A 3,437-nucleotide genomic window follows, 5' to 3' on the forward strand; every position below is an offset into this window, starting at 1 on the left:
AGGCTTAACTTCCGGGTTCGGGATGGGACCGGGTGTTTCCCTTTCGCTATGGCCGCCGTAACTCTTGCGGTCCACGTTGCCCCGGTGTGTGGTCACGGGGTGCGTGTTCCAAGCTCGTTGTTCAGTTGGTTGTTCGGTTAGCTTATGGGTGGATTAGTGGACGCGAACATGTAGTTGTTCGTCTGCGCGTTGTAGTTCGAGTTGAGGGTTTGTGTGACAAGCCCTCGGCCTATTAGTACCGGTCGGCTAGGCATTGCTGCTGTACACCTCCGGCCTATCAACCCAGTGTTCTGCTGGGGGCCTTACCCGGTTACCCGGTGGGAAACCTCATCTTGAAACGTGCTTCCCGCTTAGATGCATTCAGCGGTTATCACTTCCGAACGTAGCCAACCAGCCGTGCCCCTGGCGGGACAACTGGCACACCAGAGGTTCGTCCATCCCGGTCCTCTCGTACTAGGGACAGCCTTTCTCAAGTTTCCTGCGCGCGCGGCGGATAGGGACCGAACTGTCTCACGACGTTCTAAACCCAGCTCGCGTGCCGCTTTAATGGGCGAACAGCCCAACCCTTGGGACCTACTCCAGCCCCAGGATGCGACGAGCCGACATCGAGGTGCCAAACCATCCCGTCGATATGGACTCTTGGGGAAGATCAGCCTGTTATCCCCGGGGTACCTTTTATCCGTTGAGCGACGTCGCTTCCACATGCCGACGCCGGATCACTAGTTCCGACTTTCGTCCCTGCTCGACATGTCTGTCTCACAGTCAAGCTCCCTTGTGCACTTACACTCGAAACCTGATTGCCAACCAGGCTGAGGGAACCTTTGAGCGCCTCCGTTACATTTTAGGAGGCAACCGCCCCAGTTAAACTACCCATCAGGCACTGTCCCTGAACCAGATAATGGTCCTAGGTTAGACATCTAGTACGACCAGAGTGGTATTTCAACGTTGACTCCACACTCACTGGCGTGAATGCTTCACAGTCTCCCACCTATCCTACACAAGCCGAACCAAACACCAATACCAAACTATAGTAAAGGTCCCGGGGTCTTTCCGTCCTGCCGCGCGTAACGAGCATCTTTACTCGTAGTGCAATTTCGCCGAGTCCATGGTTGAGACAGCGCCCAAGTCGTTACTCCATTCGTGCAGGTCGGAACTTACCCGACAAGGAATTTCGCTACCTTAGGATGGTTATAGTTACCACCGCCGTTTACTGGGGCTTAAGTTCTCAGCTTCGACCCAAAGGTCTTACCGGTCCCCTTAACCTTCCAGCACCGGGCAGGAGTCAGTCCGTATACATCGTCTTACAACTTCGCACGGACCTGTGTTTTTAGTAAACAGTCGCTTGGGCCTGGTCTCTGCGGCCTTCAACGCTTCCCCACGCAAAGTGGTTCACGTATCCGGCCCCCCTTCTCCCGAAGTTACGGGGGCATTTTGCCGAGTTCCTTAACCATGGTTCGCTCGATCGCCTTAGTATTCTCTACCTGATCACCTGAGTCGGTTTGGGGTACGGGCGGCGCGTAGCTCGCTAGAGGTTTTTCTCGACAGCATAGGATCACCCACTTCACCCATACGGGCTCGGCATCACATCTCAGGGCCGTGATCAAACACAAGACGACGGATTTGCCTATCGCCTCCCCTACATGCTTACCCCCAGACAACCATCGCTGAGGTTGGGCTACCTTCCTGCGTCACCCCATCGCTTGACTACTACCGGATCGGGTCCCACGCTCCACAAACCAGCCTCGCCCCGAAGGGTCCGGTCCGATAAGTTTCGGGTGGTTAGCATCACCGGGTTCGTCATGGGCGCTACTTTGCCGGTACGGGAATATCAACCCGTTGTCCATCGACTACGCCTGTCGGCCTCGCCTTAGGTCCCGACTTACCCAGGGCAGATTAGCTTGACCCTGGAACCCTTGATCATTCGGCGCACGGGTTTCTCGCCCGTGATTCGCTACTCATGCCTGCATTCTCACTCGTGTCGCGTCCACCCCTGGATCACTCCGGAGCTTCACTCGCGACACGACGCTCCCCTACCCATCCACACACCTGGACCACCTACTGGCGGCCGAGTTAACGCATGAATGCCATAGCTTCGGCGGATGACTTGAGCCCCGCTACATTGTCGGCGCGGAATCACTTGACCAGTGAGCTATTACGCACTCTTTCAAGGGTGGCTGCTTCCAAGCCAACCTCCTGGTTGTCACTGCGACTCCACATCCTTTTCCACTTAGTCACCGCTTAGGGGCCTTAGCTGATGGTCTGGGCTGTTTCCCTCTCGACAATGGAGCTTATCCCCCACTGTCTCACTGCCGCGCTCTCACTTACCGGCATTCGGAGTTTGGCTAACGTCAGTAACCTTGTAGGGCCCATTAGCTATCCAGTGCTCTACCTCCGGCAAGAAACACGCGACGCTGCACCTAAATGCATTTCGGGGAGAACCAGCTATCACGAAGTTTGATTGGCCTTTCACCCCTATCCACAGGTCATCCCCTCAGTTTTCAACCTAAGTGGGTTCGGTCCTCCACGCGGTCTTACCCGCGCTTCAACCTGCCCATGGATAGATCACTTCGCTTCGGGTCTTGAGCGTGCTACTAAAACGCCCTATTAGGACTCGCTTTCGCTACGGCTTCCCCACACGGGTTAACCTCGCAACACACCGCAAACTCGCAGGCTCATTCTTCAAAAGGCACGCCATCACCCCAACACCAACATTGCAAAGAGGCTGGCAGCCGGGCTCTGACGGATTGTAGGCACACGGTTTCAGGTACTATTTCACTCCCCGCCAGGGGTACTTTTCACCTTTCCCTCACGGTACTTGTCCGCTATCGGTCATCAAGGAGTATTTAGGCTTAACGGGTGGTCCCGCCAGATTCACACGGAATTTCAGGGGTTCCGTGTTACTTGGGATACCACTCAACAGTCTGAAACTTACACTTACGGGGCTATCACCCTCTACGGCGCCACTTTCCAATGGACTTCAACTTCACTTCAGATTTCTTACTGTCTTCCGAGCCGGCAGACCCAGACAAGTGGTCCCACAACCCCCTACCTGCAACCCCTGCCGGGTATCACACAGATAAGGTTTAGCCTCTTCCGATTTCGCTCGCCACTACTCTCGGAATCACTTTTGTTTTCTCTTCCTACCGGTACTGAGATGTTTCACTTCCCGGCGTTCCCTCCACACACCCTATATATTCAGGCGCGGGTAACACGACATGACTCGTGCTGGGTTCCCCCATTCGGACACCCCCGGATCACAGCTCGGTTGCCAACTCCCCAGGGCTTATCGCAGGCTCCTACGTCCTTCATCGGCTCTTGATGCCAAGGCATCCACCATGTGCCCTTCATAGCTTGTCGCACAAACACTCAACAAAAACTACAAAGAAACAGAACAAACAACGATCCCCCTGTTTACAGCAGCAGCACTGATGGACTCA

General features: G+C 55.1%; 2 rRNA genes. Both read right to left on the reverse strand.

Annotation, left to right across the window (positions count from 1 at the left end):
• A 5S ribosomal RNA gene (rrf, locus tag ABEA33_RS27300) occupies positions 1–60 on the reverse strand; the annotation flags it as partial.
• Positions 61–212: 152 nt separating this feature from the next.
• Positions 213–3,357, reverse strand: a 23S ribosomal RNA gene (locus ABEA33_RS27305).
• Positions 3,358–3,437: the final 80 nt, after the last annotated feature.

Origin of the sequence: Nocardioides endophyticus (genome assembly GCF_039543845.1) — a bacterium.
Classification (GTDB): domain Bacteria; phylum Actinomycetota; class Actinomycetes; order Propionibacteriales; family Nocardioidaceae; genus Nocardioides; species Nocardioides endophyticus.